Annotated in this window: 24 protein-coding genes; 7 read left to right on the top strand and 17 right to left on the bottom strand. The window is 64.6% G+C overall.

The annotated features are described in order from the left end of the window. Positions 1-106: 106 nt before the first annotated feature. From betB to CAER_RS0126300, 3 genes are all read right to left on the bottom strand, one after another. Entirely contained in the window at positions 107-1,564 is a 1,458-nt protein-coding gene (gene betB, locus CAER_RS0126290) for a betaine-aldehyde dehydrogenase (protein WP_027238172.1), read from the bottom strand. A 62-nt stretch (positions 1,565-1,626) separates the two neighbouring features. Then, a complete protein-coding gene (gene betC, locus CAER_RS0126295) occupies positions 1,627-3,135 on the bottom strand; it encodes a choline-sulfatase (RefSeq protein ID WP_027238173.1) in 1,509 nt (502 codons plus the stop codon). A gap of 126 nt (positions 3,136-3,261) precedes the next feature. Continuing rightward, complete coding sequence (locus CAER_RS0126300; protein WP_027238174.1) at positions 3,262-4,470, bottom strand: choline transporter; 1,209 nt, start codon at positions 4,468-4,470, stop codon at positions 3,262-3,264. A gap of 159 nt (positions 4,471-4,629) precedes the next feature. Here CAER_RS0126300 and betI point away from each other — a divergent pair, with 159 nt between their 5' ends. Further along, entirely contained in the window at positions 4,630-5,205 is a 576-nt protein-coding gene (gene betI, locus CAER_RS0126305; RefSeq protein ID WP_027238175.1) for a choline-binding transcriptional repressor BetI, read from the top strand. 18 nt (positions 5,206-5,223) lie between these two features. On the opposite strand, the gene CAER_RS0126310 is transcribed toward betI, so the two are convergent. From CAER_RS0126310 to CAER_RS0126325, 4 genes are all read right to left on the bottom strand, one after another. After that, positions 5,224-6,225 (bottom strand): DUF1036 domain-containing protein, encoded by a 1,002-nt coding sequence (locus CAER_RS0126310; protein WP_027238176.1) that lies wholly within the window; start codon positions 6,223-6,225, stop codon positions 5,224-5,226. 66 nt (positions 6,226-6,291) lie between these two features. Next, the gene (locus tag CAER_RS0126315) at positions 6,292-7,212 is read right to left on the bottom strand and encodes a DMT family transporter (RefSeq protein ID WP_051357906.1); all 921 of its coding nucleotides are present in this window, start codon (positions 7,210-7,212) and stop codon (positions 6,292-6,294) included. A 94-nt stretch (positions 7,213-7,306) separates the two neighbouring features. Then, on the bottom strand, positions 7,307-8,239 hold the full coding sequence (locus tag CAER_RS0126320; protein WP_027238178.1) for a pirin family protein: 933 nt from the start codon (positions 8,237-8,239) through the stop codon (positions 7,307-7,309). An 84-nt stretch (positions 8,240-8,323) separates the two neighbouring features. Beyond that, positions 8,324-8,926: a LysE/ArgO family amino acid transporter gene (locus tag CAER_RS0126325; RefSeq protein WP_027238179.1), complete on the bottom strand. Its 603-nt coding sequence runs from the start codon at positions 8,924-8,926 to the stop codon at positions 8,324-8,326. 90 nt (positions 8,927-9,016) lie between these two features. On the opposite strand from CAER_RS0126325, the gene CAER_RS0126330 reads away from it, so the two are divergent. The 3 genes from CAER_RS0126330 (at position 9,017) to CAER_RS29005 (ending at position 11,915) form a co-directional block, all read left to right on the top strand. Then, a complete protein-coding gene (locus CAER_RS0126330) occupies positions 9,017-9,901 on the top strand; it encodes a LysR family transcriptional regulator ArgP (protein ID WP_027238180.1) in 885 nt (294 codons plus the stop codon). 101 nt (positions 9,902-10,002) lie between these two features. Next, the gene (locus tag CAER_RS0126340) at positions 10,003-10,836 is read left to right on the top strand and encodes a COG3904 family protein (RefSeq protein ID WP_027238181.1); all 834 of its coding nucleotides are present in this window, start codon (positions 10,003-10,005) and stop codon (positions 10,834-10,836) included. Positions 10,837-10,913: 77 nt separating this feature from the next. Beyond that, a complete protein-coding gene (locus tag CAER_RS29005) occupies positions 10,914-11,915 on the top strand; it encodes a DUF1036 domain-containing protein (protein WP_051357894.1) in 1,002 nt (333 codons plus the stop codon). Positions 11,916-12,071: 156 nt separating this feature from the next. Here the strand turns inward: CAER_RS29005 and CAER_RS0126350 are convergent, their stop codons facing one another. Beyond that, positions 12,072-12,812 carry a YebC/PmpR family DNA-binding transcriptional regulator gene (locus CAER_RS0126350; protein WP_027238182.1) on the bottom strand — a complete coding sequence of 247 codons (741 nt, stop codon included), beginning with the start codon at positions 12,810-12,812 and terminating at the stop codon, positions 12,072-12,074. A gap of 123 nt (positions 12,813-12,935) precedes the next feature. On the opposite strand from CAER_RS0126350, the gene CAER_RS0126355 reads away from it, so the two are divergent. Beyond that, positions 12,936-14,711, top strand: coding sequence for an SLC13 family permease (locus CAER_RS0126355; RefSeq protein ID WP_027238183.1), 1,776 nt, complete (start codon positions 12,936-12,938; stop codon positions 14,709-14,711). Positions 14,712-14,754: 43 nt separating this feature from the next. Here the strand turns inward: CAER_RS0126355 and CAER_RS30380 are convergent, their stop codons facing one another. The 5 genes from CAER_RS30380 to mgtE form a co-directional block, all read right to left on the bottom strand. After that, positions 14,755-14,919, bottom strand: coding sequence for a hypothetical protein (locus tag CAER_RS30380; RefSeq protein WP_209320226.1), 165 nt, complete (start codon positions 14,917-14,919; stop codon positions 14,755-14,757). Between the two features lie 80 nt (positions 14,920-14,999). Then, entirely contained in the window at positions 15,000-16,778 is a 1,779-nt protein-coding gene (locus CAER_RS0126365; protein ID WP_027238184.1) for an SLC13 family permease, read from the bottom strand. A gap of 213 nt (positions 16,779-16,991) precedes the next feature. Further along, the gene (locus tag CAER_RS0126370) at positions 16,992-17,804 is read right to left on the bottom strand and encodes a TIGR00282 family metallophosphoesterase (protein ID WP_027238185.1); all 813 of its coding nucleotides are present in this window, start codon (positions 17,802-17,804) and stop codon (positions 16,992-16,994) included. 116 nt (positions 17,805-17,920) lie between these two features. After that, a complete protein-coding gene (locus CAER_RS0126375) occupies positions 17,921-18,484 on the bottom strand; it encodes a 5-formyltetrahydrofolate cyclo-ligase (protein ID WP_027238186.1) in 564 nt (187 codons plus the stop codon). A gap of 9 nt (positions 18,485-18,493) precedes the next feature. Then, the gene (gene mgtE / locus CAER_RS0126380; protein ID WP_027238187.1) at positions 18,494-19,882 is read right to left on the bottom strand and encodes a magnesium transporter; all 1,389 of its coding nucleotides are present in this window, start codon (positions 19,880-19,882) and stop codon (positions 18,494-18,496) included. Between the two features lie 146 nt (positions 19,883-20,028). On the opposite strand from mgtE, the gene guaD reads away from it, so the two are divergent. Beyond that, the gene (guaD, locus tag CAER_RS0126385) at positions 20,029-21,315 is read left to right on the top strand and encodes a guanine deaminase (RefSeq protein WP_027238188.1); all 1,287 of its coding nucleotides are present in this window, start codon (positions 20,029-20,031) and stop codon (positions 21,313-21,315) included. A 64-nt stretch (positions 21,316-21,379) separates the two neighbouring features. On the opposite strand, the gene CAER_RS0126390 is transcribed toward guaD, so the two are convergent. The 3 genes from CAER_RS0126390 to CAER_RS0126400 form a co-directional block, all read right to left on the bottom strand. Beyond that, complete coding sequence (locus CAER_RS0126390) at positions 21,380-22,714, bottom strand: 8-oxoguanine deaminase (protein WP_027238189.1); 1,335 nt, start codon at positions 22,712-22,714, stop codon at positions 21,380-21,382. A 118-nt stretch (positions 22,715-22,832) separates the two neighbouring features. Beyond that, the gene (hisN, locus tag CAER_RS0126395) at positions 22,833-23,624 is read right to left on the bottom strand and encodes a histidinol-phosphatase (protein ID WP_027238190.1); all 792 of its coding nucleotides are present in this window, start codon (positions 23,622-23,624) and stop codon (positions 22,833-22,835) included. Positions 23,625-23,721: 97 nt separating this feature from the next. After that, entirely contained in the window at positions 23,722-24,093 is a 372-nt protein-coding gene (locus CAER_RS0126400; protein WP_027238191.1) for a helix-turn-helix domain-containing protein, read from the bottom strand. 351 nt (positions 24,094-24,444) lie between these two features. On the opposite strand from CAER_RS0126400, the gene CAER_RS0126405 reads away from it, so the two are divergent. Beyond that, entirely contained in the window at positions 24,445-25,413 is a 969-nt protein-coding gene (locus CAER_RS0126405; protein WP_027238192.1) for an NADPH:quinone oxidoreductase family protein, read from the top strand. Between the two features lie 215 nt (positions 25,414-25,628). Here the strand turns inward: CAER_RS0126405 and CAER_RS0126410 are convergent, their stop codons facing one another. Continuing rightward, positions 25,629-26,510 carry a LysR family transcriptional regulator gene (locus CAER_RS0126410; RefSeq protein ID WP_027238193.1) on the bottom strand — a complete coding sequence of 294 codons (882 nt, stop codon included), beginning with the start codon at positions 26,508-26,510 and terminating at the stop codon, positions 25,629-25,631. Positions 26,511-26,587: the final 77 nt, after the last annotated feature.

The following is a 26,587-nucleotide window of genomic DNA, read 5'->3' on the forward strand; positions in this document are numbered from 1 at the left end:
TCTACTCTCCATCCGGCAGCCGGAGGTTCTGGATTGCTGCCGTTTTCGTTTGATTGGGCGGGCGCGCGGGGCGCCCTGCCCGGCCGTTGCCTTCAGGCAGATGCGCTCAGAATGCCGCTTCGACGTCGCCCATGCGCACGTAGACGGATTTCACCTGGCTGAAGTGCTTGATCGCCTCTTTCGAGTTCTCGCGGCCCACGCCGGAGGCCTTCACCCCGCCAAACGGCGCCTCGACCGGCGCGTCGTTGTAGGAGTTGATGAAGCAGCTGCCCGCCTCCAGCTGGCCGATCACCCGGTGGGCGCGGCTGAAGTCGTTGGTGAAGACGCCGGCAGACAGGCCGAATTCGGTGTCATTGGCGCGGGCGATTACCTCTTCCTCGGTGTCGAAGTCGAGGACGGACATGACCGGGCCGAAGATTTCCTCGCGGGCGATGGTCATATCGTCGGTCACATCGGCGAACACGGTCGGCTCGATGAAGAAGCCGTCCTTGTCGGCGCGCTTGCCGCCGCAGACCAGGCGGGCGCCCTCTTCCTTGCCTTTCTCGATGTAGCCCAGCACGATGTTCATCTGGTTCTCGCTGACCATCGGGCCAAAGCTGGTGGCCTCATCCATCGGGTCGCCGATGATGGCGTTGCCGGTGCGTTCTGCCAGACGGGCCAGGAATTTCTCCTTGATGCCTTTCTGCACGAACACGCGGGTGCCGTTGGAGCAGACCTGGCCGGAGGAGTAGAAGTTGCCGTTGATGGCACCGCCGACGGCGTTGTCGATGTCGGCGTCGTCGAAGATGATCAGCGGCGACTTGCCGCCCAGCTCCATCGTGACGTGCTTCATGCCCTCGGCGGCGGCGGCATAAACCTTCTTGCCGGTCGGGACGGAGCCAGTCAGCGAAACCTTGTCGACGCGCGGGTCGGTGACCAGAGCGCTGCCGACCTCACCCATGCCCTGAACGACGTTGTAGATACCAGCGGGGGCGCCGGCCTCGATCAGGATTTCCGCGACTTTCAGAGCGCAGAGCGGCGTGGTCTCAGACGGTTTGAACACCATCGAGTTGCCGCAAGCCAGCGCAGGCGCGCCTTTCCAGCAGGCGATCTGGGTCGGGTAGTTCCAGGCGCCGATGCCCACACACAGGCCCAGCGCCTCGCGCACGGTGTAGACCCAGTCCTCACCCATCGGGATATGCTCGCCGGTCAGCGAGGCGGCGAGACCGCCGAAGTATTCCAGCGCATCGGCGCCGGAGGTGGCGTCGGCGACCAAGGTTTCCTGCAGCGGCTTGCCGGTGTCGTAGGTTTCCAGGACGCTGAGTTCGTGGTTGCGCTCGCGCATGATGTCGGCGGCGCGGCGCAGGATGCGGCCGCGCTCGGTGCCGGTCATCTTGGCCCATGCCTTTTGCGCTTCCTTAGCGGTGGAGAGCGCCTGTTCGACGATTGCGGGCGTCGCGGCGTAGACGGTGGCGATCTGTTCGCCGGTGGCGGCATAGATCACCGGGATCGGGGTGCCTGCGGTGTCTTCGACGTATTCGCCGTTGATGAAATGGCTGGCTTTGGGCTGTGCGGGGTGTGTCATATTTTCGTGCCTCCAGCGGGGATATTTGGGGCCAGAAGAACTGGCGGGATGCTGTTTTCGGGTTACTCGCCCCGGGGAAAACGTTTGCTTTCCTCGAGGGTGTCGAGATTCATGTGGTTGCGCATGTAGCGCTCCGAGGCTTTTTGCAGCGGCTGGTAATCCCATGGGTAATAGCCGCCTTGGCGCAGGGCCTCGTAGACAACCCAGCGGCGGGCCTGGCTGGCGCGCACCTCTGCGTCGAAGGTTTCCAGGTTCCAGCGGGCTTCGGACTTGGCGCGCAGGGTTTGCAGGGTGCCTGCATGGGCCGGGTCGTCCGCAAGGTTTGTCAGCTCGTGCGGGTCGGCCTCCAGATCGAACAGCTGGTCGGGGTCCAGGGCGCAGCGGTTGTATTTCCACTTGCCATAGCGGAGCGACACCAGCGGCGCATAAGACGCCTCCGCCGCGTATTCCACGGCGACCGGTTCGCTGCGTTCAGTCCCGTTGGCCAGCGGCACCAGGTTCTGGCCGTCAGTCCAGGGTTCGATTTCTGCCATGTCGACACCGGCCAGCGCGCCCAGCGTCGGGGTCACGTCCAGCGTGGAGACCGGGGTTTCAATGAGGCCCGCGGGCAGATCAGGCGCCGAGATCATCAGCGGCACGCGGGAGGAACCCTCGTAGAAGCTCATCTTGAACCAGAGGCCGCGCTCGCCCAGCATGTCGCCGTGGTCGGAGACAAACAGGATGATCGCCTCCTGCCTTGTGGTTTCCAGCACGTTCAGGATCTCGCCGATCTTGTCATCCAAGTATGAGATATTGGCGAAGTACGCGCGGCGGGAGCGTTTGATGTTCTCTTCAGTAATGTCGAAGCTGCGCCAGTCGTTGGCGTCAAAGATCCGCTGGGCGTGGGGATCGTGGTCCTCGTAGTCCATCGCCGGGACTTCAGGCAGCAGATGCTCGCAGTCCTCGTACAGGTCCCAGTACTTGCGGCGCGCCACGTAGGGGTCGTGCGGGTGGGTGAAGGAGACGGTCACGCACCAGGGGCGGTCGTCCAACCCGCGCGACAGCTCATAGAGCTTGGCGGTGGCGTTATAGGCAACCTCGTCATCGTATTCCATCTGGTTGGAGGTTTCCGCCACCCCTGCCCCGGTGACCGACCCCATGTTGTGATACCACCAGTCGATCCGCTCACCGGGCTTGCGGTAATCCGGTGTCCAGCCGAAATCGGCCGGGTAGATGTCGGTGGTCAGGCGGTCCTCAAACCCGTGCAGCTGGTCGGGGCCGACAAAGTGCATCTTACCGCTGAGGCAGGTGTAATAGCCCGCGCGGCGCAGGTGGTGGGCGTAGGTGGGGATGTCGCTGCGGAACTCAGCCGCGTTGTCATAGACGCCGGTGCGCGAGGGCAGCTGGCCGGACATGAAGGAGGCGCGGCCCGGCGCGCAGAGCGGCGACGCGGTATAGGCGTTTGCAAAGCGGGTGGAGCGTTCCGCCAGCTTTTTCAGGTTCGGAGCATGCAGCCATTCGGCGGGGCCGTCCGGGAAAAGCGTCCCATTCAACTGGTCTACCATCAGGATCAGGATATTCGGGGCACTCATCGCGGACCTCCCAAGTATTGGCGATGTTTCTTCGAAAGGCGCCTGGCAGGCCCGAAGGCGCTGCCAGGCAGTTGGTGGCTGGTCCCGTCATTCGGGGAAACTTGGGGGCCAGCCGGGAGACCGCCCTTAGTGGGCCGTCTTGATCTTTTCGAAGTCGAGAATGTTCTCCTCGGGCGAGGCGTCGATGCTCATCACTTCGCTGCGCTTGGCGATCATGATGTAGGCCAGGCAGGCCACATAGATGCCGATCACGATGGTGCCGATCCACTGGATCTGCAGCCACTGGCTTTGGAAGGCCAGAGTGAGGCCGAAGAGCACAACCGCGTTGCCCAGCACGTAAGGGATGGTGCCGAACCGCTTGGCCGTCAGGTTCAGGTTGTCGGTGTAAAGGCGGATCAGCGAGTCAAAGGAGTTGACCACGAAGATGATGCCCACCGCGACCATGGAGACGTTGATCAGCAGCGTCGTTTCGATGCTGTTCAGGTGGTAGTAGTACAGCACCGAGAACCACACCCCCAGCGGGATCGACGGGAAGATCAGCAGCGCTGCCAGAACCTGCCAGGTGCGCAGGCCGCCGACAAAGCGGGACGTGAACTGGCCGATCATGATCGACCATGCAAACCACCAGAACAGGTAGAACTCATGATAGTCGGTCAGCGGCAGGATGAATTTGTGGATGTTGGAGAAATAGCCGCCGATGTTGGAGGCGGTATCACCAAAGGCGCCCAGGCCCATGCCGGCATAGGCCCACATGCCCAGGATCAGCGCCATGAACAGAACGGTGGAGCCCACCGACAGGATGCGGACGTATTTGATGTCGGTGGAGGAGAAGGCGGCAAACAGGATCACCAGGAAGGTAATGACATAGAAGGCCGGGATCACGGTTTCACCGTCGCCCATGAAGGTGGCGTAATACGGCAGGTAGATCAGGAACAGCGCGCCGGTGAAGGCGCAGGTGCCGATGATCACGATGTTGTTGATCCATTTCACCAGCGGGATCTCGAAGAACTTCACCCGCGGCTCGATCACGCAGAAATAGAAGGTGGTCAGGAAGTAGAAGCCCCAGATCAGGAAGCCCCAGAAGCCGAACTCCAGCGCCAGCGGGTTGGTGAAGGCGTAGGCGGGCTCTGCCGCGGTATCCGCATAAAGCGGGAAGTCCCAGGCCAGCGGGAACATGATCAGGCCCACATCCAGACCGGAGGTGAACAGGATTGCGATGAAGGTGAAAAGGTGAACGGGGGTCACGCCGACGTTGCGGACGTTCCACCACTTGATCACGCAGAACGCCACCAGCGCAAAGGCCAGCAGAATCCCGAATGAGATGATTGAAGTCATTTGTCCCTCCCATTTCCGGGCGGTATCCGCCCTTAGACATGGATTGGGTACATAACACAGCCGGCTGATCGGCCAAATGGTTTTTTGAATGACCATTCAAGATTTCAATTCACGCGAACAACAGTTGAAACGGCGCCCCAATTGCCGCACAACTTTGTCATGAGCAGGAAACGCATCCGGGACATCCGCAACGAAGAGCTGATCGAAGCGACCATCGTCGCCGTGCACAAGCGCGGTTACGGCGTTGTTACCATGGCGGAAATCGCCAGGGAGGCCGGGGCTTCGGCGGCGTCGATCAACTACTATTTCGGCTCCAAGGAAGGGCTGATGGAAGCCACGATGCTGCATCTTTTAGGCAAGCTGCGACGGGCGATGAGCGAAGGTTACGCCACTGCGCGCACCCCGCGCGAGCGGCTGTATGCGGTGATGGATGCGAACTTTGCCGACGATCTGTTCACCGTTCCGCAGTGCAGCATCTGGATGCAGTTCTGGGCAAATGCCCCCTATTCGCCGCGCCTCAGCCGCCTGCACCGAATCAACCGTTCCCGGGTGCGCAGCCATTTCCTGGCCGAGCTGCGGGCGCTGCTGCCGGCGGGACAGCTGGAGACCGCGCGCCAGGCGCTGCAGTGCTATATGGACGGTGTCTGGCTTCAGGCGGCGCAATCCGAGGAAGCGCTGAACCCGGAGGATGCGCGCGCGGCGGCGCACCGGGTGGTGGATCTGGTGATCCCCTGAACGGCTGCGGCCCCGCCCCTAGCCCTCCGGCTGGCGCCGGTAGACCAGGCGGTTGCCGCGCGGCAGGTAGATCAGGGTCAGCTCATCAGGGCTCAGGGAATGGATCCGGTAGCACAGGCTGGTGCCGCGCTCGCTGTCGCGGGCGATCAGGAAATCGCCGGCATCGTCCGCACCGCGGCAGCTGTCCTGCACCGAGACGAATTCCGGCGGCATCGCGCTGCCCATGTAGCTGACCTGGCGGACCGCGCCGGCAATCGTGAAACTGTCGCCGGGGTCTGCTGCTGACACCCATTTGCCCTGCATCTGCTGCAAAATCCGGTCATGACGTTTGGGCTGGCGCAATGCAGCGCTGTGCAGGTCCAGCTCTCCGTGGGAGCCGAAGAAACTGGTCAACTCTCCCTCAACCGCCAGCAGCGCCCCCTGCTGCAGCCCCATCAGCATGGCAAATACCGGCGCGGCGGCCGTTTCGCCGCTGGCGGCCCTGATCTCCATACCGCCTCCGACAAAGCGGCAAGCCACTGTTGCGCCTGGCTGGCGCTGGCGGCAGCCCTGGAAAACCACATCCGCCGCATAGGGCGTTGCCGCGGCGGCGGCCGAGTGCTCCGCCGCCGCGGCCGCCTGAGAGCGGGAGCTGAGCAGGATCTCCTGCCCGTCCGCAGCGGTACGGACCCTGGCAAATGCCTGCTCGCGATAACCGCGGGCTGCACAATCGCCGCCCCCGGCGCGGAACGGCCCCGCTTTGGTGCAGAAGCGGATGCTGTCGTCGCGGAACTGGTATCCCGGGCTTTCGGCGCGGAAGTAGAAGAACCGGCCCTGGTGCCCCTCCGGCAAAGGAGTGATGCAGTCGCCGGGCGCCAGAGCCTGCCAGCCCTCGGTGACCCAGCTGCCCTCGGTACGGACACTCACGGCAAGCTGATGCAGGGCACCGGTATCATTGCAGATACTGGTCCCGGCATTGGCGGCCGCCGGATCTGTAAGGGCCGCCAGCAGCAGCGCGGGCAGCCAAAGGAAGAACGCCATTCACAGCCCCCGCTGACATCTGTAAGGGCGCGAGATTACCCCGGGCATGTAACATCTATAAGACGATCAAAGCCCAGCCGGGTTACCCGAAGGTGTAGCTGCTTTCTTTTTGATCCTGGCTTCACGCCAGGAGATGAAACTGACTGCCGCCAGGATCAGCCCGCCGCCGGAGACCACCCAGATGTCCACCGGCTCGGCGAACACCAGGGCGCCCAGCAGGGTGGCCCAGACCAGCTGCAAAAAGGTGACTGGCTGGGTCACCGTCACCGGAGCGGCGGCAAAGGCCAGGGTCATGGTGTAGTGGCCCGCAGTGGCAAAGCAGGCGACGCCGAACAGGATTGCGACCTCTGCCAGGGTGGGTGTCACCCAAACGGCCAAGGCAAAGGGGGCAAGCCCCAGGGTGACAAAGACCGAGAGCATCGCCACCACCACCGCCGGGCTGTTGCTGCCGACGGTGAATTTGGCAATCAGGTAGGAGGCGCCAAAGGACACCGCGGTGAACAGCATGGCAATGTGGCCGGGCGACACCTCGCGGAAGCCCGGGCGCAGGATGATCAGCGCGCCGATCAGCGCCACGGCAATGGCTGAGATGCGGCGGAACGCCAGCTTCTCGCCCAGAAACAGCGCCGCGCCCAGGGTGACGTAAACCGGCGACAGGTAGTTCATCGCCGTGACTTCGGCCAGCGGGATCTGGGTCATCGCGTAAAACCACAGCATCACCCCGGCGGAGTGCACCACGCCGCGGCCCGCATAAAGCCCCCACAGCCGCGGGGTCAGGCGCGCCTTGCGCAGGGCGCCGATCATCGGCAGCAGAAAAACCAGCCCCAGGAGATAACGCAGAAAGGCGCTTTCGGCGGGCGGGATGCGGGTGCCCAGGTATTTGACCAGCGCTGTCACCGCGACAAAGCACAGGCCCGTCACCACCATCCAGAACACGCCTTTGAGCGGGTTTTGGAGGGCTGGGGCGGTGTCTGCGGTCTGGCTCATGAGGTGACAGAACACCCGTTCGGGCGGCGGCACAAGGCTTCACATGTGAATTATCTCTGGGCAGGCCGCTTTCCGCCCCGGAAACGCTGCGGCGTCACGGCAGCGGGATGAACTCCTGATCGTCGCCGGGCGGCAGCTGAAAACGCCCGTGCTGCCAGTCGCCGGCAGCCCAGGAGTCCTTGGCGGCCTCGATCCGGTCGCGGGAGGAGGCGACGAAGTTCCACCAGATATAGCGCGGCCCGTTCAGCGTCTCGCCGCCCAGCGCCATCAGCCGGGCGCCCTCGGGGCCTGCGGTCACGGTGATTTCATCGCCCGGGCGGAACACCATCATGCGGCCGGCCTCGAAGGTTTCGCCTGCGATTTCGACAGAGCCCTGGGTGACATAGATGCCCCGGTCCTCGTGATCCGTGGGCAAGGGCAGCTTGGACCCGGCCTGCAGAACCACATCTGCATAGAAGGTGTCGGAATAGAGCGTAGCTGGCGCTTTCTCCCCCCAAGCCGTGCCAAGGATCAGCCGGGCGGCCTTACCCTCGCCCTCCAGCAGCGGCAGCGCCTCCTTGCCGTGGTGTTCAAAGGTTGCGGGCGCATCCTCGTGGCTTTCCGGCAGTGCGATCCAGGTCTGGATGCCGAACAGGCTGCTGGCGCCCTGGCGGGTGGCGGCGGAGGTGCGCTCGGAATGGGTGACGCCCTCGCCCGCCACCATCCAGTTCACCTCGCCCGGATAGATCATCTGGTGGGTGCCTAGGGAATCGCGGTGCTCGAACTCGCCTTCGTACAGATAGGTGACGGTGCCGAGGCCGATATGCGGGTGCGGGCGGACGTCGATGCCCTGCCCGGTCAGGAACTCGGCAGGCCCCGCCTGGTCGAAGAAGATAAAGGGCCCGACCATCTGGCGGCGCGGCGCGGGCAGCGCGCGGCGGACCTCGAAGCCGCCGATGTCGCGGGCGCGCGGGATGATCACCGTTTCGATCGCGTCGAGATCGCCCGCATCGGGGCATTGCGGTTCCAGTGCCGGGTTCCAGCTCATCCTTCCCTCCTGTCGGTGGCTACAGGGACAAGGTAGCGCATTTCAGTGCAGGCGTTAGGGCGGGACGCGCACAGGCGCTGTTCGTCACATCAAGAGAAGCTTGGCGGCAATTGCCCACATGGTCAGGCCGACTACGGCGTCCAGCACCTGCCAGGCGCGCGGGCGGGCAAAGACCGGGGCCAGCAGGCTGGCGCCATAGCCCAGCGTGAAGAAGAAGGTGAAGCTGGCGATGGTGGCGCCGGCAGCAAAGACCAGCGGCTGCGGGTACTGGGCGGAGATTGAGCCGAGGAGCACCACGGTGTCCAAGTAGACATGCGGGTTCAGCCAGGTGAGCGCCAGCACGGTGGCGAGCACCGGCAGCAGCGCGGCGCCTGCGCCCTCCTGCGCCGCTTCCAGTTTTTCCCCGCCCTGCCAGGCGGCGCGCAGGGCGCGGGCGCCGTACCAGATCAGAAAGGCGGCGCCGCCCAGCCGCATCGCCTGTTCGAACCACGGCACCGCCAGTGCCAGGGAGCCGAAACCGAAGACGCCGGCGGTGATCAGCACCGCATCCGAGCCCGCGCAGGTGAGGCAGATCCAGAACACATGCTGACGCCGCAGCCCCTGGCGCAGGACAAAGGCGTTCTGGGCGCCAATCGCCATGATCAGGCTGAGGCCCAGGGCAAATCCGGCAATCAGGCTGGGGGGCATGGATGTCTCCTCGTATTCGTACGAAGTTTGACTAACCCCCGCCCTGCCATTAATCCAGTTAAAGAGACTTAGGCTAGATTAGAGCTTCTAATGAATATGGATCCCAGCCAGCTGGCCGCGCTGAGCGCGGTGCTGCGCCTTGGCAGCTTTGAAGCGGCGGCGCATGCGCTGGCGGTGACGCCCTCGGCCATATCCCAGCGGATCAAGGCGCTGGAGGACCGGACCGGCACCGCGCTGGTGCTGCGCGGCGCGCCCTGCACCGGCACCGCGGCGGGGCTCAGGATTGCCAAACACGCGGAGGACATCGGCCTCTTGGAAGCGCAGCTGGCGCGCGAGCTGGCGCTGGAGGCGGGTCACGGCCCGGTGCGGCTGCGGATTGCGGTCAATGCCGACAGCCTGGCCAGCTGGTTCATAGGGGCGATGGCGGCGGTGGAGGGGGTGCTGTTCGATCTGCTGGTGGATGACCAGGACCACAGCGCGGAGTGGCTGAAACGCGGCGAGGTTTCTGCCGCGGTGACTGCCAGTTCCAAGCCGGTGACCGGGTTCGAGGCCTATCCGCTGGGCACGCTGGATTACGCGGCGACCGCCAGCCCGGCGTTCATGGCGCGCTGGTTTGCGGACGGGGTGACGCCCGAGGCCGCTGCAAAAGCGCCCTGTATGATCTTCAACGCAAAGGACAATCTGCAGCGCCTGTGGCTGGAGCGGAATGTGGCGCCAGGTCTGGCGCCACCGGCGCATTTCCTGCCCTCGACCCAGGCGTTCATTGACGCCGCCGCCGCCGGATTGGGCTGGGGCATGAACCCGCTGGCGATGGTGGCGCAGGATATCCGAACCGGGCGGCTGGTGCCGCTGATCCCGGACAGCACGCTGCCGGTGCCGCTGACCTGGCAGGTGGCGCGGGTGATGGCGCCTGCCCTTGCCGAAGTCACCCGCGCCGTGCAGAAATCGGCTAGGCAGTACCTGACGCAAGACTGACCCGCCGCGCCGGAAAGGGCCGCAATGATTATTGAAGGCAAACCGCCGCCTGTGCTGCAGCCGCGGGCTGTCCGTGCCAAGGCGGCTGCGGGAACGGGCGGGTGACCGCCCTGCCCCTGCCGCGCAGCCTGGCGCTGCAGGTCGTGCTGCCGCGGGGCTGTCTGGTGCTGGGGTGGCTGGCGCTGAACCAATGGATCCGGCTGCCGGTGCCGCTGGCTTTTTTGCTGATGGCGGCGGACGGGTTGTTCCTGCTGTGGCAGGCACGGGCGTTTCAGCTGAGCGCTGATGCGCATGTGCGCAGCACCGGGGCGATGATGCCGGTCTGGGGCGGCTATCTGGTGCTGCTGTTTGCAGGCTTTGCCGCGCTGATCCTGTGGTGGGACGCGCTGCTGATTGCCCGGACGGTGGCGGAGCCGGCCTATGCCGAACAGCAGCGGCTGAAGCGCGAGGCCAAATACAGCCTGGCGGTCTCCGGCGATGGCCGGGTGCTGATCTTTGACGGCGAAATCACCCATGGACTGACCAAGCGGCTGCGGCAACTGGCCCAGGACCACCCGGACATAGAGCAGATGGAGCTTGCTGGCCCCGGCGGGCTGATTGCAGAGGCCCGCGGCGCCGCCCGGGTGATCCGGGATCAGGGCTGGAACACTTACGCAGACGGGCTGTGCGCGTCCGCCTGCACGCTGCTCTTTGCAGCCGGCAGCCGCCGCAGCCTGGGACCGGCAGGGCAGCTTGGGTTCCACAGCTATGCCCTGCAGTCCAGCAGCGGGCTGCCGCACATAGACATCCGCAAGGAACAGCAGAAGGACCGCGCCTTCCTGGTCGGGCAAGGCGTGCGTGCGGACTTTGCAAGCAGTATTTTTGACGTCCCCTTCAGCGGCCTCTGGATCCCTCAGGCCGGCGAACTGCTGGCTGGCGGGGTCATCACCGACTGACCGGGCGGACCGCCGCGGGAACGGGTTTTCCTTGCCGGACCGGCCTTTGCCTCCTACGGTCATCCCGGGGACATTGCATGAAGAGCATTATACTGACCGCGGCCATTGGGCTGGCAGCATCGCCGGCACTGGCCGGACTGGAAATCTGCAACAATGCCGGCCAAAGCCTGAGCCTGGCCATCGGATATTCCAACGGCGAAGAATGGATTTCAGAAGGCTGGTGGAACATTCCCGCAGGGGAGTGCAAAACGCCGGTAACCGGCGATTTGAAGAAACGCTATTACTATTACCGGGCCAATGCCGGGGGCACGGCGTTTGCCAGCGGCGAGTACAGCTTTTGCACCACCTCGCAGGCCTTCACAATTCACGGTGACAGCAACTGCGCCGCGCGCGGCTATGAAACCCAGGGTTTCCGCAAGCTCGACACCGGCGAGACCGCGACCCGTTTCACGCTGACTTTGAACGCCGCGGCAGGGGCACCGGCCGAACAGCCGCCGGCCGCGCCGCAAGGCAGCGCGCCGGGCACCTTTGGCGAGCCTTACACGGACAATGTGATCTTGCAGGATTGCCATTCGGACGGGCAGCGGGCCTGCAGTTTTCATGCCGGCGGCACCAAGTTCTTTGTCTATGACGACGGGCGCACACCGCAGTTTGTCTTTGCCGCGATGGAGGCGCTGGATCCCGGAACACCGCTGACCGTCGAAGGTGATCTGGAGGCCGTGTACGACCGGACTGCGGATGTTGTGCTGCGGGATGCGGCCGTGCGGCCGTGGACGGAGCATGACGGGCTTTTGAACAAGCTGCAGGGACATTGGTATTCAGTGGACGATCCCAACGCGCAGTTCACCGTGCTGGGGGCTGAGCGGGACAATACCTATGACGGCGCCTATGCCGGACGGGAGTATCTGTCGGTGTCCGGATGGTGCCAGGACTTTGACGGCAGCGGACCGTATCTTTATGCCCGGGAGGAGGAAACCGGCGAAGAATACTGTTATGTCATCGACTACGTCGACCATCTGGAACTGACGCTGATGTTCCTGCCGCGCGGCAATCTCCTGCAGTACCGCAAATTGGATTGAGGCACAGGGGCGCTGCCTCCCGGACTTCGGCCTCTGTCCGGGGTGTCAGGGCCCCGAAAGATGCAGCCGAGAGGCCGCAGCGGCCCAGAGAGGTATCATCAGCAAAGAAAAAGGCCCGCCGGAAGGCGGGCCTTTGCATGTCCGGTCCGGGGCGGGTCAGAGCTGCGCCATGACCTCGTCGGTGGCTTCGAAGTTGGTGGTGACGCGCTGCACGTCGTCGTCGTCCTCCAGCGCATCGACCAGCTTCATCAGCTTCTGCATGCCTTCCAGGTCCAGCTCGGTGGTGGTGGTCGGCTTCCAGACCAGCTTGGTCGACTCGGATTCGCCCAGCTCCGCTTCCAGAGCGTTGGAAACATCGTTCAGATCAGTGTCGGCGCAATAGATGATGTGGCCGTCCTCGGAGCTTTCGACATCCTCGGCCCCGGCTTCGATGGCTGCCATCATCACGGTGTCGGCATCGCCGACAGAGGCCGGATAGGTCACTTCGCCCTTGCGGTCGAACATGAAGCCCACGGACCCGGTTTCGCCCAGGTTGCCGCCGTTCTTGGAGAAGGTGGAGCGCACGTTGGAGGCGGTGCGGTTCTTGTTGTCGGTCATCGCCTCGACGATCACCGCAACGCCATTGGGGCCATAGCCCTCATAGCGGATTTCGTCGTAGTTTTCGGCGTCGCCGCCAACGGCCTTCTTGATCGCGCGCTCAATCACGTCCTTGGGGACGGACTGGCTTTTGGCTTCCTTCACGGCCAGGCGCAGGCGCGGGTTCTTGTCGGGATCAGGGTCGCCCATTTTGGCGGCCACGGTGATCTCCTTGGCCAGCTTGGAAAACAGTTTTGACCGCGCCGCGTCCTGACGGCCCTTGCGGTGCTGAATGTTAGCCCATTTTGAATGGCCTGCCATGGTGCATCCTTGCTGCTGAATATCTGAATTGGCGCTCATATAGCCTTGGGCGCGGCCCGCTTTCAAGCGCTGCCGCCCAGTCTTGGTCCTTGTTCCGCGGTTTTGAGCGGCTAAGGTGGCGGTATGACATTCGATCAAAGTGTTTTATTTGCCCTTTTTGCCGCCGTCTTTGGCCTGCTTCTGTGGGGGCGCTGGCGATACGACCTGGTGGCCTTTGCCGCGCTGATGGCAGGCGTGGTGCTGGGGGTGGTGCCCGCGGGCGAGGCGTTTGCCGGTTTCGGGCACCCGGCAACGCTGGTGGTGGCGCTGGTGCTGATCGTCTCGGCCGGGCTGGTGCGGTCGGGCGCGGTGTTCTTGATCACCCGGACGCTGGTGGACAGCGCCCGCGGCCTGGGCGCCCACATCGCGCTGATGGGCGGGGTCGGCGCTGTGCTGTCGGCCTTTATGAACAATGTGGCAGCGCTGGCGCTGCTGATGCCGGTGGATATTCAGACTGCCCGCAAGGCGGGCCGCGCCCCGGGGCTGAGCCTGATGCCCCTGTCCTTTGCCACCATCCTGGGCGGCATGGCGACACTGATCGGCACCCCACCCAACATCATAATCGCTGCGATCCGCGAGGAAACCCTGGGCGAGCCGTTCCGGATGTTCGATTTTGCCCCGGTGGGCGGTGCGGCGGCGCTGGCGGGCTTGGCATTTGTGGCGCTGATCGGCTGGCGGCTGATCCCGGCGCGGGAGAACGCGGCCGGCGCCTCGGAGGCGCAGCTGGCGCCTTATATCGCCGAGCTGACGGTGGGCGAGGAGTCCGATCTCATCGGCAAGCGGCTGGGGGAGCTGGAAGAAGAGGCTGAGAAGGCGGATGTCGCCATTCTCGGGCTGATCCGGGACGGCAAGCGGCGCTACGGGCGCTCTGTCGCTGCCATTCTGCGGGAGGGCGACGCGCTGGTGATAGAGGCCGAGCCGGAAGCGCTGGATGAATTCCGCAGCGCGCTGAAGCTGGATTTTGCAGATGCCGCCCGTCAGGAGAAGCTGACCGCGGCGGGTGAAGGGCTGGAGCTGCTGGAGCTGGTAGTGCCCGAGACCGCGCGCATCCGCGGCCGCAGCGCCCAGGCCATCGGGCTGTCCTGGCGGCAAAGCGCAGTGCTGCTGGGGATTGCCCGCCAAGGCCGCCGGATCACTCACCACATCCGCCAGACCAAGATCGAGGCGGGGGATATCCTGCTGCTTTTGTGTCCGCGCGGGCGCAGCGCCGATGTCGCTGATTGGCTGGGCTGCCTGCCGCTGGCCGCGCGCGGCCTGTCGGTGACTGCCAATGACAAGACCTGGGCCGCGATCGGGCTGTTTGCCGCGGCAGTGGTCGCGGCCTCGGTTGGGCTGCTGTATCTGCCGGTTGCGCTGGGTTTGGTCGCTGTGGGCTATGTGCTGCTGAAGATCCTGCCGGTGGCAGAGATCTATGACCATGTTGAGTGGCCGGTGGTGGTTTTGCTCGGCTCGATGATCCCGCTGGGGGCGGCGCTGGATTCCTCTGGCGGCACCGCGCTGATTGCCAATGCGCTGAACGGGCTGACGGCGGGGCTGCCGGCCTGGGCGGTGCTGGCGGTGCTGATGGTGGTCACCATGACGCTGTCGGATGTGCTGAACAACACCGCCACGGCGATTGTCGCGGCCCCTGTGGCGATCGAGATGGCAAACACCCTGGGGGTCTCTCCGGATCCGTTCCTGATGGCGGTAGCGGTTGCGGCGTCCGCGGCGTTCCTGACCCCCATCGGGCACAAGAACAACACGCTGGTGCTGGGGCCTGGCGGCTATCGCTTTGGCGATTACTGGCGCATGGGCCTGCCGCTGGAGGTGCTGGTCATCGCGGTGTCGATCCCGGCCATTCTGGTCTTCTGGCCGCTGTAGCCGGCGGCGGAGAACGTTTGCTCAGAAGGTCGGCCAGAGCCCGTCAGAAGGGTTTTGCGGCCTGCGATGCAGCCAGAACCGCCTGACCGGCATCGGGCGCCCAAACCTGCGACGCCAGCGCGATGGCCGTCGAACCAGCCAGCACAACAAACAGAAATATTCTCCTCGTCTCCATCTTTACCCCCTTTGGACTCTTACTCTGTTCCATATGGGGTGGGCGCCGCTAATTTCCCGTAAAGACCTGCACGTCCGGCGGGTGTCCGCCGCTTTCAGTCCCTTTTGCGCTGATCAGAGCGGCCACATGAAGGGAATGATCAGCGAAGCCAGCATGCCGACAGTCAGGTTCAGCGGGATGCCGACGCGCAGGAAATCGGTGAACTTGTAGCCGCCGGGGCCGTAGACCAGCGTATTGGTCTGATAGCCGATCGGGGTGGCAAAGGAGGCCGAGGCCGCCACCATCACCGCCACCACCAGCGGCCGCGGATCCACGCCCATGGCCTGCGCCAGTCCAATGGCGATCGGGGTGACGACCACCGCGACAGCATTGTTGGAGACCAGCTCCGTCAGCACCGACGTGAGCAGGTAAACCGCCCAGACCAGCAGGAACGGCGGCAGCATCGACAGGGCTGGCGCAATGGCGTTGACGATCAGGCTGACAGCACCGGAGCTTTCCAGCGCCGCACCAATCGCCAGCATAGAGAAAATCAGTGCCAGAAGCCGGCCGTCCACAAAGGAAAACGCCTCATCCGCGTCGATGCAGCGGGTCACAAAAACCAGTGATACCGACATCACCGACAGCATCAGGATCGGCGCTACGCCAAAGGCCGCCAGCACAACGATGCCGAACAGCGCCACAACCGCAATCGGCGCATGGCTGCGGCGGTAAGCGCGCTGGGTCGGCTGCGAGACATCGGCCAGGTCCATGTCGGCCGCCAGACGCTGGATGTCGGCGGGGGCGCCCTCCAGCAGCAGCGTGTCGCCGATCCGCACCACCAGATCATCAAGCTGCACGCCGATATTCTGGTTCCGCCGGTGCACCGCCAGCGTATATACACCATAGCGGCGGCGCAGACGCATGGCGCCAAGCGAACGTCCCACCATGCGGCAGCCGGGGGTGATCAGCACTTCGACGGTATGGGTCTCCACCGCGGAGACCTGATCGACCCGCTTCAGCTCCTTGTTGCTTTGCAGGCTCAAAAGTTCGGTCATCCTTGTGCGCAAAACAACGCGGTCGCCGACCTGCAGCTCGACGCCTTTGAGGTTGCGGCGCAAGGAATCGTCGCCGCGGATCACGTCGATCAGCCGCACGCCCGGGCGCTTGAACAACTGCACGCCGGTGACTTCGCGGCCGATCAGGTTGCTTTCCGGCGGGATTACCGCCTCGGTGAAGAACTTCATTTTCGACTTGTCGCTCAGCATCGCCGCCATGCTGTCGCGTTCCGGCAGCAGCCGCGGCGCGATGAAGCGCAGGTAGACCATGCCGTAGACGATCAGGATCAGCCCCAGCGGGGTGACCTCGAAGATGGTGAAGGGTTTCAAGCCCTGCGCCCGGGCAACACCATCCACCAGAAGGTTGGTCGAGGTGCCGATCAGGGTCAGCGTCCCGCCCAGGATTGCGGCATAACTCAGCGGGATCAGCATCTTGGAGGCCGAAACCTTCAACGTCCGTGCGATCTGGATGAACACCGGGATCATCACCACCACCACCGGCGTATTGGACACCACGGCCGAGGCGGACACCACAAAGGCCATCAGCAAGGCCACGGCGAGCCTGGGGTTCACCTCCGCCTGCTTCTTGGCAATCTGGGTGAAGGCGTCGAGGGCGCCTGTCCGCACCAGGGCGCCCATGATGATAAACATCGCCGCAATGGTCCAGGGCGCCGGGTTTGCCAGCACCGGCAGCGCCTCGCTGTAGGGGAGAATGCCGGTGGCCAGCATCGCCGCCACGCCGGTCAGCGCCACAACCTCTGTCGGGTAGGTTTCCCGCAGGAACGCCAAGAACATGGCCAGGACAATTGCAAGCGCCAGGACCGCGCTGCCGGTGTCACCAAGTTGGAAAAACTGCATGTGCCGTGACTATGCCCATATTGATTAAGGCGGGTTTAGCGCGCGGGACAGCGCTGTGCCATCGCGCAGTTTCCCTGAAACTTTTTGGCGGGGCAAGAATTACCGCACCCGCTGGGGCTGATCCGGTGCCAATCAGGAAAATTGGCAGCAATTCGCTGCCATTCCGGCCGAACTTTCCGCCTCAGGCAGCGCAAGAGGACATGCGGCCGCCGGTCAGAGCGCCGATTCCTGCAGCAGCCCGCCATTGCGCACCATCCGAATCTGTTTCGCAGCGCCGGTGCGGTCGTCGGTTTCCACAAACACGCCGGACAGGGTCGCTTCGCCGTTTGCCGGGGTAAAGCGCGTTTTCGGCATGCCGGTCAGGAAGCGGCGCATCGGTTCGGCCTTGTCCATGCCAATGACCGAGTTGTAATCGCCGCACATGCCCGCGTCGGTCAGATAGCCGGTGCCTTCGGACAGGATCTGCGCATCGGCGGTCGGCACATGGGTATGGGTGCCTGCAACCAGCGACGCGCGGCCGTTGCAGAAATGGCCCATTGCCATCTTCTCTGAGGTCGCCTCGCAATGCATGTCGACAATGACCGCCTGCGCCAGCCCGCCGCGCGGATGCGCTTTCAGCACAGCCTCCACCGCGCCGAAGGGGTCGTCAAAGGCGCGTTTCATGAACACCTGCCCCAGCACCTGCACCACCAGCACCTTGCGCCCGCCCGGCGCATTGAACAGCCGGAAGCCGCGGCCCGGCGCGCCCTTGGCAAAGTTCAGCGGCCGGATGATGCGCTGTTCCTTCTCGATGAACTGCAGCATGTCCTTCTGGTCGAAGGCATGATCGCCCAGTGTCAGGCAGTCGACGCCGGCGTCCAGCAGCAGCTTGGCGTGCTCGCCGCTCAGCCCCATGCCGTTGGAGGCGTTTTCGCCGTTCACCACGACAAAATCGAGCCGCCACTCCTGCCGCAGCCGCCGCAGATTTTCGGTGACGGCACGGCGCCCGGCGCGGCCCATCACATCGCCTAGAAACAGAATTCGCATTGCGGCGTGGTACGCGGATGCGCCCGCCAGGACAAGTCCCGCGGCGGGCGCGCAAAACTTTTCTGAAAAGTTTTGCCAAGATTTTTCAGAAAAATCCTGGCTGCCGGGGGCCGGCGTCAGCGTTTGAACTGCAAAATGCGGCTTTCGGTCACGATCATGTCGAGCGGCTGGTCGGTGGGTTCCAGCGGCAGGTCTTCGGCCTCTTGCGCGTCAAAGGCAAAGCCGATCGCCAGCGTCGCCCGCTTGCCGCGCAGCAGTTCCAGCGTGCGGTCGTAAAAGCCGCCGCCATAGCCCAGCCGCCCGCCAGTGGCATCAAAGGCAACCAGCGGCACCACCAGGATTTCCGGTTCAAAGAAATCGTCAACCTCCGGCACCATGGCGCCGAACGGGCCGTCACGCAGCGGGCCGTCGGGCTGCCAGCGGCTGAACTTCAGCGGCTTGCCCGCGCCCATGATCACCGGCACGCCGACGGGCCCGTGTGCTGCGGCCTCTGCCATGGCAGGCACCGGGTCAATCTCGGTGCGGATTGGCAAGAAACCTGACAGCGGCACGCCCCGGTAGCCGGCCAGCACCTCCGACAGGTGGCCCGCAGCGCCGGGAATGTTGCGGGCATGCGCCTCCTTGCGGCGGGCAAAGGCGGCCTTGCGGGCGGCGGCCTTGATTTCGGTCAGATCCGTCATAGCGGTCTCCTACAGCAGTACGGCGGCGGCCAGGCCCAGGAAGGCGAAGAAGCCCACCACGTCGGTCACCGTGGTTACAAAGGCGCCGGAAGCCAGGGCCGGGTCAATTCCGGTCTTCTCCAATAGAACCGGGATCACGGTGCCCGCCAGCCCCGCCACGACCAGATTGACCACCATAGCGACGGCGATCACCACACCCAGCATCGGCGAGCCAAACCAGGCCAGGCCCACCAGCCCCATCACGATGGCAAAGATCACACCGTTGACCAGCCCCACCAGAACCTCGCGGCGGATCACCCGCCAGACGTTGGAGCCTGTGAGGTCGCGGGTGGCGATGGCGCGCACCGCCACCGTCAGCGACTGGGTGCCCGCATTGCCGCCCATGGAGGCGACAATCGGCATCAGCACGGCCAGCGCCACGATCTGGGCAATCGCCGCCTCGAATTGAGCGATGACCAGCGAGGCCAGCACTGCCGTCACCAGGTTGACCGCCAGCCAGGGAAAGCGGCGCTTGGTGGTCTCAATCACCCGGTCGGCGAGCGAGCTTTCCTCGCCGACGCCAGCCAGGCGCAGAATGTCCTCCTCGTGTTCCTCGTCCAGCACGATCATCGCATCGTCGATGGTGATCACGCCGACCAGCCGCCCCTCGTCGTCCACCACAGGGGCCGAGATCAGGTGGTACTGATTAAATGCATAGGCCACGTCTTCCTCGTCCTGATCGGCGGGAATGACCTGAAACGTCTCCTCCAGCAGATCGGTCAGCGGCACTTCGCGCTTGGCGGCCATGATCCGGCCCAGGGTGACGTTGCCAACCGGATGGAGGCGCGGATCAACCAGAACCACATGGTAGAACTGCTCCGGCAAGTCCTCGGAGTTGCGCATGAAATCAATGGCCTGCCCGACATTCCAATGCTCGGGCGCCATCACCACCTCGCGCTGCATCAGACGGCCGGCAGAGTTTTCCGGGAAGCTCAGGGATTGTTCGACCGCGACCCTGTCGGCATCCTCAAGCGCATCCAGGATGGCTTCCTGCTGCGGCACCTCCAGGTCTTCAAGCAGATCGACGACATCGTCGCTTTCCATCTCCCGCACCGCATCGGCCAAGACCAGCGGGTTGAGGATTTCGATGACCTCTTCGCGGATGCTTTCATCCAGTTCCGACAGGATTTCGCCGTCGAATTCCCGGTCATAGAGGCGGATCAGCCTGGTCCGCTCCGCCGATTCGATCTGTTCCAGAAGGTCGGCGATGTCAGCCGCGTGCAGGCCTTCCAGCAGCTCAGTCAGGGCCTGCTGGTCGCCCTGCTCCACCGCCTCCAGAATCTGGGCCACCAGCTTGCGGTCCAGGTCATAGGCGTCGTCCTGAGACAGGTCGCCGGAGATGTTGTCGCCGCTGCTCATGTGATGCCCCCGGAGTATTTTGTGAGTATTTGCCTGCAAAATAGAAGAAGCCGCTACCGGAAAACAATGACAATGGCATAATCTGTCCGGAGCTGATGCGGCGGGTACCCTGCGCGGGGTGCATTTGCAAGGAAAGGGTTGGAAATATGGCCACCGGTTTCATCCTGAAGGGACAGGTTCTGTCCTTCTCCGGCTCGCCTTTTGACGGGGAGCGCCCGGAATACGCGGCCCGGCTGCAGGAGGCGGTGGCGGTGCAGGACGGGCGGATCGCGGGTGCCGGCACGCTGGCGGAAATGCAGGCGCTTCTGCCAGAGGCGGCGACCGTGGATCACAGCGGCAAGCTGATCATGGCGGGCTTTGTCGATGCCCATGTGCATTACCCGCAGACCGCGATCATCGCCAGCTGGGGCAAGCGGCTGATCGACTGGCTGAACAGTTATACCTTCCCGGAGGAAATGCGGTTTGCGGACCGGGCCTATGCCGATGAAATCGCCGCGCGCTATCTGGACCTGACCGCGGCGCATGGCACCACAACGGTCTGCAGCTATTGCACTATCCATTCCGAAAGCGTCGATGCGTTCTTTGCCGCGGCGCAGGCGCGCGGCCAGCGGGTGGCGGCGGGCAAAACCTGCATGGACCGCAACGCGCCGGAGGGGCTGCGGGACACGGCGCAGTCGGCCTATGACGACTCGGAGGCTTTGATCGGACGCTGGCACGGAGTGGACCGCCTGGAGTACGCCATCACCCCGCGGTTCTCCCCCACCTCGACGCCGGAGCAGCTCGAGGCGATGGGCGCGCTGTGGGGCAAGCATCCGGAATGCCTGATGCAGACGCACCTGAGCGAGCAGACAGATGAGATTGCCTGGGTCCGGGAGCTGTTCCCGCAGGCGCGGGATTACCTGGACACCTATGAGGAGTTCGGCCTGCTGGGCGCCAAGGGGCTTTATGGCCACGCCATCCACCTGGAGGAGCGCGAGCGGCACCGGCTGCGCGATTATGGCGCGGCGCTGATCCATTGCCCGACGTCAAACACCTTCATCGGCTCCGGCCTGTTTGACATGGCCGGGCTGATGGCGGAGGGGCAGCGGATCGGCCTTGCCACCGACACCGGCGGCGGGTCGAGTTTTTCGATGCTGCGCACGATGGCGGCGGCCTATGAGATCGGCCAGCTGCGCGGCACGCCGCTGCACGCGGCGCAGCTGTTGTGGCTGGCGACCCAAGGATCAGCCACGGCGCTGCGGATGGATGGGAAGATCGGCAATATCGCGGCAGGCATGGAGGCGGATCTGGTGGTGCTGGACCTGGCCTCCACCCCGGCCATTGCGCAGCGCGCCGATAGGGCCGAAGATGTCTGGGAAGCGGTGTTCCCGACCATCATGATGGGTGATGACCGCGCCATTGCCGAGACCTGGATCGGCGGCAAGCGGGTTTAGGAGAGGCGCTGGCGCGCCTCTGCCTCCGGCGGGGATATTTTCAGCCAGATGAAGGACGGATCCTCTACTGCATCAACCGTTGCGCCAGCTGGCCGTGGCGCTCGATCAGGCGCGGCAGGTCCAGTGTGGTGAGTTCGCCGCCGCGGATGATCTGCTTGCCCTCGACGAACAGGTGTTTGACCTGCGTGGGGCCGGCCAGCAGCAAGGCCGCCGGGTCCCAGCTGCCGCTGGAGGCGATGCCGGTGGCGTCCCAGATCGCAATATCCGCGCGCTTGCCGGGTTCGAGGCGGCCGCAGTCGGGGCGGCCCAGCACATCAGCGCCGCCGCGGGTGGCGATCTCCAGGGTTTCATAGGCGCTCATCGCGTCCGCGCCATTGGCGACCCTTTGCAGCAGCATGGCTTGGCGTGCTTCGGCACTGAGGCTGGCCATATCGTTGCTGGCAGAGCCATCCACCCCCAGCCCGACCGGCACGCCTGCGTCGCGCATCGCGCGCACCGGCGCGATACCGCTTCCCAGGCGGCAGTTGGAACAGGGGCAATGGGCAACTCCCGTTCGGGTTCTGGCAAAAAGATCAATCTCTTGCACGTCGAGCTTGACGCAATGCGCGTGCCAGACATCATCGCCGGTCCAGCCGAGTTCCTCGGCGTATTGGCCGGGGCGGCAGCCGAACTGCGCCTGGGAATAGGCGATGTCCTCGTCGTTTTCGGCCAGGTGGGTGTGCAGCATCACTCCCTTGTCGCGGGCCAGCAGCGCGGCGTCGCGCATCAGCTCCCGGCTGACTGAGAACGGCGAGCAAGGTGCCAGGCCAACCCGGCACATGGAGCCTTCAGCCGGGTCATGGAAGGCGTCCACCACCCGGATCATGTCGTCCAGGATGGCCCGTTCGTCTTCGACCAGGCTGTCCGGCGGCAGGCCGCCGTCGCTTTCGCCGATGCTCATCGCGCCGCGGGTCGGGTGGAAGCGCAGGCCCACGTCACGGGCGGCGTGGATGGTGTCCTCCAACCGGGAGCCGTTGGGGTAGAGATACAGGTGGTCGGAGCTGAGGGTGCAGCCCGACAGTGCCAGTTCGGCCAGGCCCAGCTGGGCAGAGACGAACATCTCGTCAGGAGTGAACTGCGCCCAAACCGGATACAGCCGCTGCAGCCAGCCGAACAGCAGCGCGTCCTGCGCGCCCGGCACTGCGCGGGTGAGGTTCTGGTAAAGGTGGTGGTGGGTGTTGACCAGACCGGGCGTCACCACGCAGCCGCGGCCGGAGACGGTCTCGCCGCTGGTCTCCAGCCCCTGCCCTACCGCGGCAATTTGGCCGCCGCGGATCAGCACATCCGCCCCGTGCAGCACCCGCCGCGCATCGTCCATCGTCAGGACGGTATCGGCATTTTGAATCAGGATTTCTGCCATCGTCACACACTCCTTTTGGCAGCCCGCTTCAGTGGAATGTGTGATTGGCCGATGGAAAACGGGCGAAGAACCGGCCTGTTGCGCAGATTACAAGCAGGCTCCGCCGGTTTCAAGCCTGTCAGGCCTGGCGCAGCAGCTCCAGCGCAGCGGCGTGAATCCGTGGATTGGCGGCGGCCAAGGCACGGCCGCCCTGATGCGCCGGGTTGCCCTGCCAGTCTGTCACGATGCCGCCCGCCGCCTGGATCAATGCTATCGGCGCCTGGATGTCATAGGCGTTGAGGCCCGCCTCAATCACCAGATCAACCTGTCCTGCGGCCACCAGCGCATAGGCATAGCAATCGGTGCCGTAACGGGTCAGCTTGGCGCGGGCAGACACCCGCTCGAACCCGGCGCGCTCCTCGGCGGTGCCGACCTCCGGAAAGGTGGTGAACAGGATGGCGTCCTCCAGCGCGGCGGTGGCGCGGGTTTCCAGCGGCCTCTCGCCCAGCGGGCCGGTCATCATGGCGGTCTCAGGGCCGCCGCAAAAACGCTCGCCGGTGTAGGGCTGGTCGATCACCCCCAGGAACGGGCCATTTTCATCCGCCAGCGCAATCAGAACGCCCCAGGTCGGCGTGCCGCTGATGAAGCCGCGGGTGCCGTCGATCGGGTCCAGCACCCAGGTGCGGCCGGAGGTGCCGGGTTCTGAGCCGAACTCCTCGCCCAGGATGCCGTCCGCAGGGCGCAGCTCTGCCAGCACGGCGCGCATTGCTTGCTCTGCCGCGCGGTCGGCCACGGTGACGGGATCAAACCCGCCAGCCAGCTTGTTTTCGGTGTTCAGGGAGGTGGTGCGGAAATGCGGCAGGATGGCAGCGCGGGCCGCGTCTGCCATCCTGTGCGCAACATCGAGATCGGAAAAAGCGGCCTGTGTCATGCGTGAACGGGTGCCACCCGGCCGGTTTTATTGCAAGCGCAAATCCCGCCGCGAAGCCGGTTTTGCGCCGCAATGGCCGTCAGGACCCGTCCAGCTTTCAGGCGGCGTCGCTCAGCACCCGCGCCAGTTCGAACAGGCGGCGGCGCTGGTTTTCCGGGATCGCGTAGTAGGACCGCACCAGATCGAGCGCTTCCTTGTCGCCCATCAGATCCTCCGGCACGGCGGTCTTTTCGGCCGGGGCCTTGCCTTCTTCCTGCAAGCCTTCGAAGAAAAAGCTCACCGGCACCTCGAGGGCGTCGGAAATATCCCACAACCGCGACGCGCTGACCCGGTTGGCACCGGTCTCATACTTCTGAATTTGCTGGAATTTAATGCCGACTTGTTCGGCTAGCTGCTGCTGCGTCATGCCGATCAGCCACCGGCGGTGGCGGATGCGCTTTCCCACATGCACGTCAACGGGATGAGCCATGCGTTTCTCCTAGTCTCAAAATCCGGCTGCACCCCGGACCGCTGCATTCCTATAACCTGTTCTGGCGCCTTCAAATCTTTGCCGGAACACGGTTCCCCATCAGAGCGATCTGAGATCAACCTCTAAGCAAAAGTGTACAACCCTTGCGGTTGATTGCAAGACTGCCGTCGCCCCCGGCGGGGCCCGAAAGCTCAACCGCATGATTTCATGTATCATTTTTATAAACGTTTTATTGCCAAGCGGCTGCAGATCGCGTACCTCCCCAAAAATAGCGAGGTGTGCCCGGGTGCGGAGGCCCGGCAGTGTACCGCTTCGAATCACCCCGATTCCCGCAAAAGGTGAGGAAGAAATATGCTGGCTTACCAAGTTTCCGGCTTCGACAGACCGGCAGCCCTGACGGAAACCGGATGCCCGCAGCCAGGCCCGGGAGAAGCGGCTATTGCGCTGCGGGCCTGCGGCCTGAACTTTGCCGATCTGCTGATGATGAAGGGCAGCTATCAGGACACGCCGGAACCGCCCTTCACCCTGGGGCTGGAGGCCGCCGGCGTGGTGACGGCGCTGGGAGAGGGAACCGAAGGATTTGCCGTTGGCGACCGGGTGGCTGTGTTCGGCGGCTGCGGCGGGCTGGCGGAGGCGGGCGTGTTCGATGCCGCGCGGCTGATCCGGATCCCCGATGAAATGAGTTTCGAACATGCCGCGGCGATGCAGATCGCCTATGGCACCAGCCATATGGCGCTGGATCACTGCGCCCGGCTGCAGCCTGGCGAGACATTGCTGGTGACGGGCGCTGCCGGCGGTGTCGGCCTGACAGCGGTCGAGATCGGCAAGCTGATGGGGGCAACGGTAATTGCCCAGGCCCGCGGCCAGGAGAAGCTGGAGGTGGCCGCAGCCGCCGGGGCGGATCACCTGATCGACGCGGGCGAGGACCTGCGCAGTGCGGTGAAGGCGCTTGGCGGCGCGGATGTTGTTTACGATGCAATCGGCGGCGACGTGTGGAAGGCCGCCTTCCGGTCCGCCAATCCCGGTGCGCGGCTGCTGCCGGTGGGCTTTGCCGGCGGCGAGGTGCCGCAGATCCCGGCCAACCACCTGCTGGTGAAGAACCTGACGGTGATCGGATTCTATCTGGGCGGCTACATGAAATTCCGTCCCGAAGCGGTGCGCCGGTCCTTTGAGACGCTGTTTGCCTGGCACGGTGAGGGCCGCATCAAGCCGCACATCAGCCACGTGCTGCCGCTGGAACAGGCTGGTGAAGGGCTGGAGCTGCTGCGCAGCCGCAAATCCACTGGCAAGGTCGTAATCACCACAGGCACCGGCAGCTGATTGCAAGGGAGGGCTGACGGCCGAACAGCTGCCTGCGCGAAGGCGCCCGCCCGCCGCCGGTGCATCTGCCAATTCGCCTGGCCCAAGGCCGTTAGGGACGCGCTGGCAAAGCCAGGGCGGCCTGCGGGCGCGGGAGATGCGGCCGCCTTTTCCGCGGTCACTGTGTGCTCAATGCCCCGGCAACCGGATCCGCCCCGTGCCGGGGATGCCGCATGTCACCCGGCAGCCCGCAACGGTGCCGCCCACAGCCCCTGGAAGCCCTGGCGGATGAACTCGGCCAATTCTTCGACGTAAGGCGCACGCACGCGCTCCGCCCCGTAGAGATTGATGTGCTGCATCGGCAGGTCCGGCAGGCCGCAACCCTGGTCGATCAGCTCCTGATAGCCCGGCTGGGTGCCCTCGAGCAGCACGCCAACGGCTAGATCAGCGCTGACCGTCGCCTCGACCGTCCGGTCGGAATCGCTGTCGAGCGCCATCTCCCATTCGATGCCCGCCTCATCCAGCGCGGCCGTGGCCACCGGACGGAAGCTGCAGTTGCGGCAGAAGCCGAGCCGCAGCGGGCGCTGCCGCCAGACCGACCCGTCCGGCGCGCCGACCCAGCGCAGCGGCATGCTGTGGATCGTTTCACCGCCCTCACCCGCACCAGTTTCGGTGGTCAGGATCAGGTCAAAGGCGCCGCGCCCGAACTCTGTCTTGAGATCACGGGTGTTGGAAGTGCAAAGATTCACATTCACCCGCGGATAGCTGAGGTTGAACCGTTTCAGAACCGTGGGGATCACCGGGTGCACCACGTCATGCGGCACCCCGAGCAGCACCTCGCCCTCATAGGCCTGATCGGTCAGCCTGCCGATCACCTCGTCGTTCAGCGCCACCATTCTGCGGGCATATCCCAGCAACTGCTCGCCCTCTGCCGTCAGCGCAATGGTGCGGCCGGATCGGTCCAGCAGCGCCACGCCCAGCAGCTCCTCCAGCCGCTTCAGCTGCATGGAGACCGCCGACTGGGTGAGATGCAGGAACCCCGCCGCCCGTGTCACGCCGCCGTTGTCTGCCACCGCTGCAAAGGAGCGGAGCGTGGTGATATCGAGATTTCTTACCATCACAACACCTGATGCATTGTATCAAAAACATTCGTTTTCAAAATATGCCACAGGGAGCCATATTCATCAATACCATT

The sequence above is a fragment of the Leisingera caerulea DSM 24564 genome (assembly GCF_000473325.1).
Classification (GTDB): domain Bacteria; phylum Pseudomonadota; class Alphaproteobacteria; order Rhodobacterales; family Rhodobacteraceae; genus Leisingera; species Leisingera caerulea.

Coding starts and splice junctions, on each gene's coding strand:
- mgtE (WP_027238187.1), bottom strand. CDS start 19,882: ATGAGCAGCGGCGACAACATCTCCGGCGACCTGTCTCAGGACGACGCC.
- CAER_RS0126410 (WP_027238193.1), bottom strand. CDS start 26,510: ATGGTAAGAAATCTCGATATCACCACGCTCCGCTCCTTTGCAGCGGTG.
- CAER_RS0126400 (WP_027238191.1), bottom strand. CDS start 24,093: ATGGCTCATCCCGTTGACGTGCATGTGGGAAAGCGCATCCGCCACCGC.
- CAER_RS0126325 (WP_027238179.1), bottom strand. CDS start 8,926: ATGCCCCCCAGCCTGATTGCCGGATTTGCCCTGGGCCTCAGCCTGATC.
- CAER_RS0126365 (WP_027238184.1), bottom strand. CDS start 16,778: ATGCAGTTTTTCCAACTTGGTGACACCGGCAGCGCGGTCCTGGCGCTT.
- CAER_RS0126375 (WP_027238186.1), bottom strand. CDS start 18,484: ATGACGGATCTGACCGAAATCAAGGCCGCCGCCCGCAAGGCCGCCTTT.
- hisN (WP_027238190.1), bottom strand. CDS start 23,624: ATGACACAGGCCGCTTTTTCCGATCTCGATGTTGCGCACAGGATGGCA.
- CAER_RS0126355 (WP_027238183.1), top strand. CDS start 12,936: ATGACATTCGATCAAAGTGTTTTATTTGCCCTTTTTGCCGCCGTCTTT.
- CAER_RS0126350 (WP_027238182.1), bottom strand. CDS start 12,812: ATGGCAGGCCATTCAAAATGGGCTAACATTCAGCACCGCAAGGGCCGT.
- betB (WP_027238172.1), bottom strand. CDS start 1,564: ATGACACACCCCGCACAGCCCAAAGCCAGCCATTTCATCAACGGCGAA.
- CAER_RS0126405 (WP_027238192.1), top strand. CDS start 24,445: ATGCTGGCTTACCAAGTTTCCGGCTTCGACAGACCGGCAGCCCTGACG.
- CAER_RS0126370 (WP_027238185.1), bottom strand. CDS start 17,804: ATGCGAATTCTGTTTCTAGGCGATGTGATGGGCCGCGCCGGGCGCCGT.
- CAER_RS0126320 (WP_027238178.1), bottom strand. CDS start 8,239: ATGAGCTGGAACCCGGCACTGGAACCGCAATGCCCCGATGCGGGCGAT.
- CAER_RS0126390 (WP_027238189.1), bottom strand. CDS start 22,714: ATGGCAGAAATCCTGATTCAAAATGCCGATACCGTCCTGACGATGGAC.
- betI (WP_027238175.1), top strand. CDS start 4,630: ATGAGCAGGAAACGCATCCGGGACATCCGCAACGAAGAGCTGATCGAA.
- CAER_RS30380 (WP_209320226.1), bottom strand. CDS start 14,919: ATGGAACAGAGTAAGAGTCCAAAGGGGGTAAAGATGGAGACGAGGAGA.
- CAER_RS0126300 (WP_027238174.1), bottom strand. CDS start 4,470: ATGACTTCAATCATCTCATTCGGGATTCTGCTGGCCTTTGCGCTGGTG.
- CAER_RS0126315 (WP_051357906.1), bottom strand. CDS start 7,212: ATGAGCCAGACCGCAGACACCGCCCCAGCCCTCCAAAACCCGCTCAAA.
- guaD (WP_027238188.1), top strand. CDS start 20,029: ATGGCCACCGGTTTCATCCTGAAGGGACAGGTTCTGTCCTTCTCCGGC.
- CAER_RS29005 (WP_051357894.1), top strand. CDS start 10,914: ATGAAGAGCATTATACTGACCGCGGCCATTGGGCTGGCAGCATCGCCG.
- CAER_RS0126330 (WP_027238180.1), top strand. CDS start 9,017: ATGAATATGGATCCCAGCCAGCTGGCCGCGCTGAGCGCGGTGCTGCGC.
- CAER_RS0126310 (WP_027238176.1), bottom strand. CDS start 6,225: ATGGCGTTCTTCCTTTGGCTGCCCGCGCTGCTGCTGGCGGCCCTTACA.
- betC (WP_027238173.1), bottom strand. CDS start 3,135: ATGAGTGCCCCGAATATCCTGATCCTGATGGTAGACCAGTTGAATGGG.